Annotated in this window: 4 protein-coding genes and 1 pseudogene; 1 reads left to right on the forward strand and 4 read right to left on the reverse strand. The window is 68.9% G+C overall.

Annotated elements, in window-relative coordinates:
- Positions 1–40: 40 nt before the first annotated feature.
- On the reverse strand, positions 41–397 hold the full coding sequence (locus tag ABD378_RS10040) for a HesB/IscA family protein (protein ID WP_249590357.1): 357 nt from the start codon (positions 395–397) through the stop codon (positions 41–43).
- A gap of 261 nt (positions 398–658) precedes the next feature.
- On the opposite strand from ABD378_RS10040, the gene nadA reads away from it, so the two are divergent.
- Entirely contained in the window at positions 659–1858 is a 1200-nt protein-coding gene (gene nadA / locus ABD378_RS10045) for a quinolinate synthase NadA (protein ID WP_344520220.1), read from the forward strand.
- A 74-nt stretch (positions 1859–1932) separates the two neighbouring features.
- Here nadA and ABD378_RS10050 read toward each other — a convergent pair whose 3' ends face one another.
- The 3 genes and pseudogenes from ABD378_RS10050 to ABD378_RS10060 all read right to left on the reverse strand — a co-directional run.
- Positions 1933–5079: an efflux RND transporter permease subunit gene (locus ABD378_RS10050; protein WP_344520221.1), complete on the reverse strand. Its 3147-nt coding sequence runs from the start codon at positions 5077–5079 to the stop codon at positions 1933–1935.
- Positions 5080–5230: 151 nt separating this feature from the next.
- Complete coding sequence (locus ABD378_RS10055; RefSeq protein ID WP_344520222.1) at positions 5231–5911, reverse strand: response regulator; 681 nt, start codon at positions 5909–5911, stop codon at positions 5231–5233.
- Positions 5908–6679 (reverse strand): annotated as a pseudogene (locus tag ABD378_RS10060) (sensor histidine kinase); the annotation flags it as partial. The pseudogene ABD378_RS10060 and the gene ABD378_RS10055, both read right to left, overlap by 4 nt.

Genomic DNA, 6679 nt, shown 5'->3' on the forward strand with positions numbered 1-6679 from the left:
CCCCCCCGCCGTACGTACGGATTCAGCTCAATACGCGGATTTAGCTGAACGAGTCGCCGCAGGCGCAGGAGCCCGTGGCGTTCGGGTTGTCGATCGTGAAGCCCTGCTTCTCGATGGTGTCGACGAAGTCGATGGAGGCGCCGCCCAGGTAAGGAGCGCTCATCCGGTCGGTGACGACCTTCACGCCGTCGAAGTCCTTGACGACGTCGCCGTCGAGCGAGCGCTCGTCGAAGAACAGCTGGTAGCGAAGGCCCGAGCAGCCGCCGGGCTGAACGGCGACGCGCAGCGCCAGGTCGTCCCGGCCCTCCTGCTCAAGAAGGCCCTTGACCTTGCCCGCGGCGGCGTCGGACAGGAGGATGCCGTCGCTCACGGTGGTGGTCTCGTCCGATACGGACATCTGCTTCTCTCCCGGGTTGTACGGAGACTGCTTGCCGACAGTTGCAACCGTCGGGGCCGCGGATTCATTCCGGGCCGAGTGCTGTGTCTCTCGGCTCTGTCCCTTCATGCTCGCACATGCCGTCGCGAGGGGCAGCGGCCCGTCGAAGGCGAACGCGTCACATCGACACTATGGCCATCGTCAAACTGACGTGAAGCGGTTATGATAGATAACGTCAATTAGACGAAAAGTCGTCTGCAGAGAAGAAAGGGTGCGTGTCTCGTGACCACCGCCCAGTCCCCCGTGGACCTCGACGTCCAGCCGACGCCGCTCGCCCTGCTGCTGCTCGGCCGCGAGGCCGACCCCAAGAGCGAGCGCGGCGTGGAGTGCCCAGGCGATCTGCCGTCGCCCTCCGACCCCGACCTGGTGGAGCGCGCTCGCGCCGCCAAGGAGAAGCTCGGCGACAAGGTCTTCGTGCTCGGCCACCACTACCAGCGCGACGAGGTCATCCAGTTCGCGGATGTCACCGGCGACTCCTTCAAGCTGGCCAAGGACGCGGCCGCAAAGCCGGAGGCCGAGTACATCGTCTTCTGCGGCGTGCACTTCATGGCCGAGTCCGCGGACATCCTGACCACCGACGACCAGAAGGTCGTCCTGCCCGACCTGGCCGCCGGCTGCTCGATGGCGGACATGGCCACCGCCGAGCAGGTCGCGGAGTGCTGGGACGTCCTTGCCGAGGCCGGGATATCCGAGCAGGTCGTGCCCGTCTCGTACATGAACTCCTCGGCCGACATCAAGGCGTTCACCGGCAAGCACGGCGGGACGATCTGCACCTCGTCCAACGCCAAGCGGGCCCTGGAGTGGGCCTATGAGCAGGGGGAGCCCAATTCAACAAAGGTGCTGTTCCTGCCCGACCAGCACCTTGGCCGGAACACCGCGGTCCGGGACATGGGCCTCACGCTCGATGACTGTGTCCTCTACAACCCCCACAAGCCGAACGGCGGCCTGACCGTCGAGCAGCTGCGGGACGCGAAGATGATCCTGTGGCGCGGGCACTGCTCGGTGCACGGGCGCTTCTCGCTGGAGTCGGTGGAGGACGTGCGCGCGCGGATTCCCGGCGTCAACGTCCTGGTGCACCCCGAGTGCAAGCACGAGGTCGTGGCCGCGGCGGACTACGTGGGCTCCACGGAGCACATCATCCAGACCCTGGAGGCGGCCCCCGCCGGCTCCAAGTGGGCGATCGGGACCGAGCTGAATCTCGTACGCCGCCTGGCGAACCGTTTCGCCGCCGAGGACAAGGAGATCGTCTTCCTCGACAAGACGGTCTGCTTCTGCTCGACCATGAACCGGATCGACCTGCCGCACCTGGTCTGGGCGCTGGAGTCCCTGGCCGAGGGCAAGCTGGTCAACCAGATCGAGGTCGACCGCGAGACCGAGCAGTTCGCGAAGCTGGCGCTGGAGCGGATGCTGGCTTTGCCGTAGGCGTGCCGGTAAGCGAAGTGAAAGGCGCCCGCGGCTGCGGGCGCCTTCTACTTCGCCGCGAAGCGGCGGCGTTGCTACACCTGGGCCGGTTCCTCGTCGGTCGCGTGGGAGTCCGCCTGCTGCGGGTCCCCCGACTTCTTGGCCCGCTTCGCCTCGCGCTTCGCGCGGCGACGCTCCTTGCGGAGTTCCACCATCGCGTACAGCGTCGGGACGAGGAGGAGGGTGAGGAGCGTCGACGTGATCAGGCCGCCGATGACCACCACCGCGAGCGGCTGGGCGATGAAGCCGCCCTCGCCCGTGATGCCGAGGGCCATCGGGAGCAGGGCGAAGATCGTCGCCAGAGCCGTCATCAGGATCGGGCGCAGACGGTGCCTGCCACCCTCGATGACCGCCTCGACCACGCCGTGACCCTGCCTGCGGTACTGGTTGATCAGGTCGATCAGGACGATCGCGTTCGTCACCACGATGCCGATCAGCATCAGCATGCCGATCATCGCCGGGACGCCCATCGGGGTGTCCGTCGCGATGAGCAGGCCGATCGCGCCCGTGGCCGCGAACGGGATCGAGACCAGTAGGATCAGCGGCTGCACGAGCGAGCGGAACGTCGCCACGAGCAGCATGAAGACGATCGCGATCGCCGCGAGCATCGCAAGGCCCAGCGACGCGAACGCCTCGTCCTGGTCTTCGGAGACACCGCCGATGGACGCCGTGGCGCCGTCCGGCAGGTTCAGCGCGTCGAGCTTCTTGGTGAGGTCGGCGCTGACCGCGCCCGTGTTCTCGCCGGTCGGCTTCGCGGTGATCGTCGCGGCGCGCGCGCCGTCGATGCGGGTCATGGAGACCGGCCCGTCGACCAGCTTCACGTCGGCGATGTCGCCCAGCTTCACGGTGCCGAGGTTCAGCTTGCGCAGCTCGGCCAAGGTCTTCGCCGGCTGCGCCGACTTCACCACGACGTCGCGCTCGGTGTCGTCAAGGATCGCCTTTCCGCTCTCGGTGCCGCGGACCGCCTGGGCGACGGCCTGGCCGAGGGTGGTGTCGTTGAACCCGGCCGCCGCGGCCTTGGAGTTGGCCTTGACCGAGATGCGCGGGATGCTCTGTGACAGGTCGCTCTGGACGTCCGTGACGTCGTCGATCTTCGCGACCTCGTCACGCACCTCGTCGGACGCCTTGCGCAGTACGTCGCCGTCGGCGGCCTTGACCACCACGCTCAGGTCCTGGCTGCCGAAGCCGTCACCGGCCGCGATGGACGTCTGGCCGATGCCGGAGAGCTTGCCGAGCTCCTCCTCGACCTTGTCCTGCGTCTTGTCGTACGCCGCCTTGTCCTTGAGCGTCAGGGTGTAGGACGCCTGGTTGGTGTCCGTGGAGCCGCCGAAGGCCGCCATGAAGCCGGACGAGCCGACCGTGACCTGGTAGTCCTTGATCTCGTCGAGGCCGTCCAGCATCTTCTCGACCTTCTTGGCCGAGGCGTTGGACGCCGCCAGGCTGGTGCCCGGCTTCAACTCCTGCTTGATGGTCAGGACTTCCTGCTCGCCCTGGTCGAAGAAGTTGGTCTTGAGGAGCGGCGCCATGCCGAACGTACCCACGAGGACCACGATCGCGATGACGAGGCTGGTGAAGCGGCGACGGGTCGCGAAGCGCAGGACGGGGACGTAGAAGCGCTGCAGCCTGCTCTTCGCCTCCTTCTCCTCGGCCTTGCGGCGGGCCTCCTCCGGGTCGGCGCCGCGCACGTCCTTGGGGGGACGCAGGAACCAGTACGACAGGACGGGCACGACCGTCAGGGAGACGAGCAGGGACGCCAGGAGCGCAGCGGTGACCGTCAGCGAGAAGGAGCCGAAGAGCTCGCCCACCATGCCGCCGACCAGGCCGATGGGCAGGAAGACCGCGACGGTCGTCAGGGTCGAGGACGTGACCGCGCCCGCGACCTCCTTGACGGCGGTGATGATCGCGGCCTCGCGCTCCTCGCCGTATCCGAGGTGGCGCTTGATGTTCTCCAGGACCACGATCGAGTCGTCGACGACGCGTCCGATGGCGATGGTCAGCGCGCCGAGCGTGAGCATGTTGAGGGACAAGTCCCGCGTCCACAGCACGATCAGGGCGAGCACGACCGAGAGCGGGATGGAGACCGCGGTGACCAGCGTCGAGCGGATCGACGCCAGGAAGACCAGGATGACGAGGACCGCGAAGACCAGGCCGAGGGCGCCCTCGGTGGTGAGGCCGTCGATGGACTTCGAGACGGCCGGGCCCTGGTCGCTCGCGACCGTGAGGTCGGAGCCCGCGCCCAGGTCCTTGCGGAGGTCGGGCAGCTTGTCCTTGACAGCGTCGGAGATGGCGACGGCGCTGCCGTCCTGGTCCATCGTGATCGCGACGGCGAGGCTGGGCCTGCCGTTCGTGCGCGTGATGGACGTGGCGTCCGAGGGCTGCTGCTTCACCGTGGCGAGGTCACCGAGGCGCACCGGCTTCCCCGGGCGCTCCCCCGGCTTGGCCTCGGGGGTGACCATCAGGTCCTGGATCTGCTTCAGGGAGCTGTAGCCGCCGCCGACCTGGACGGTGCGGTTCTTGCCGTCCTCGTCGAAGGAGCCCGCGGGGAGCGTGGCGCCGCCTGCCTGGAGCGCCTGGCCGAGCGCGGCCGGGGTCAGGCCCGCCTTGGCCAGCTTCTTGTCGTCGGGGGTGACGTCGACCTGGAGGTCGCGCACGCCGTCGACGGTGACCTGGCCGACGCCGTCGATGTCCTCGAGGGCGGGGACGACGGTGCGGTCGAGCCGGTCGGACAGGGCCTGCTGGTCCTTGTCGGAGGTGACGGAGAGGACCACGGTCGGGATGTCGTCCGTGGAGCCCGCGATGACCTGCGGGTCGACATCGTCGGGGAGCTCGGCCCCGGCGCGGTTCACGGCCTGCTGGACATCGGCGACGAGCTGCTTGGAGCCACTGCCGTAGTCGAACTGGGCCATGATCACGGCGTTGCCCTCGCTCGCCGTGGAGGTGATGCCGGTGATGCCGTCGACCGCGTCGATGGAGGACTCGAGGGGTTCGACGACCTGCTTTTCGACCACATCGGGGGACGCGCCCTGATACGGCGCCAGGACGGACACCATCGGGAGTTCGATGGAGGGCAGCAGCTGCTGCTTGAGCTGAGGGATCGCGATCGCGCCGAAGACAAGCGCGATGATCGATATCAGCCCGACAAGGGCCCGTTGGGCGAGGCTGAACCGGGACAGCCAGGACATGGTGGTCTCTCTCTGTGGCGTACTGCGCAGGAACGGGCACCGGCAGGCCGGTGCCCCCTACACGATCTGCCATGTCCAGGGCAGGAATCGTCACTCCGAGGACCCGTTCTTATGCGGCGCATACTGCGGGCGCAGTACGTTGCGCCCGCACTCACTCCACCCTTGGACGTACCAGGCCTGATTCGTAGGCGATGACGACGAGTTGTGCCCGGTCACGGGCGCCCAGCTTCGCCATCGCGCGGTTCACATGCGTCTTCACGGTGAGCGGGCTGACCTCGAGCCGCTCGGCGATCTCGTCGTTCGAGTGCCCGCCCGCGACCTGGACGAGTACCTCGCGCTCGCGCCCGGTGAGCGCGTCGAGCCGCTCGCCGCGGACCCCTCCGTCGCCGTCCGAGCCGTCGCCCTGCGCGAGGAACTTGGCGATCAGGCCCTTCGTCGCCACCGGGGAGAGCAGGGCGTCGCCCGCTGCCGCGATCCGGATCGCGCCGAGCAGTTCGTCCGGCTCCGCGCCCTTGCCGAGGAAGCCGGAGGCACCGGCGCGCAGCGACTGCACCACGTACTCGTCGACCTCGAAGGTCGTCAGCATGACCACGCGTACGTGGGCCAGGGCGGGGTCGGCGCTGATCAGGCGGGTGGCGGCGAGGCCGTCAGTGCCCGGCATGCGGATGTCCATGAGCACGACATCGGCGGCCTGCGACTTGGCGAGCTCGACGGCCTCCGCGCCGTCCGACGCCTCGGCGACGACCTCCATGTCGGGCTCGGAGTTGACGAGCACCTTGAACGCGCTGCGCAGCAGTGCCTGATCGTCGGCGAGCAGCACCCGGATCGTCACGCGGTCCCTCCCTCTGCCGGGCTGACCGGCTTTGCCGTGACGGGCAGGATCGCATGCACGCGGAAGCCGCCGCCGTAGCGGGGTCCCGCGGTGCAGCGGCCGTTGAGTGCGCTGACGCGCTCGCGCATGCCGAGCAGGCCGTGCCCGCCGCCGTCGCTCTCGCCGCTCTTCTCCTTCTTCTCGCCGCCGCCGTCGTCCAGGATCGTGACCTCGACGTTCGGTCCTACGCGGATGACGCTGACCTCGGCCTTGGCGCCCGTCCCCGCGTGCTTCTGCACGTTCGTGAGGGCCTCCTGGATGATGCGGTAGGCGGCCAGGTCGACTCCGGCCGGCAGGTCCGCCGCGCTGTCGCCGCAGGTCACCTCCACCGGGAGACCCGCGTGCCGGAAGGTCTCGACGAGGTCGTCGAGGCGGGCAAGGCCCGGGGCGGGTTCGGTGGGTGCCTCGGGGTCGCCGGTCTGCCGCAACAGGCCGACGGTGGCGCGCAGTTCGTTGAGCGCGGAGCGGCTTGCGTCGCGTACGTGGGAGAGGGCTTCCTTGGCCTGGTCCGGCCGCTTGTCCATGACGTGAGCGGCCACGCCCGCCTGGACGTTGACGAGGGCGATGTGGTGGGCGACCACGTCGTGCAGGTCGCGGGCGATGCGAAGCCGCTCCTCGGCGACGCGGCGCCTGGCCTCCTCCTCGCGGGTACGTTCCGCGCGCTCGGCGCGCTCGCGTATGGCGTCCACGAAGGCGCGGCGGCTGCGGACGGCGTCACCGGCGGGCGGC

The sequence above is a fragment of the Streptomyces rectiviolaceus genome (assembly GCF_039533825.1).
Lineage (GTDB): Bacteria > Actinomycetota > Actinomycetes > Streptomycetales > Streptomycetaceae > Streptomyces > Streptomyces rectiviolaceus.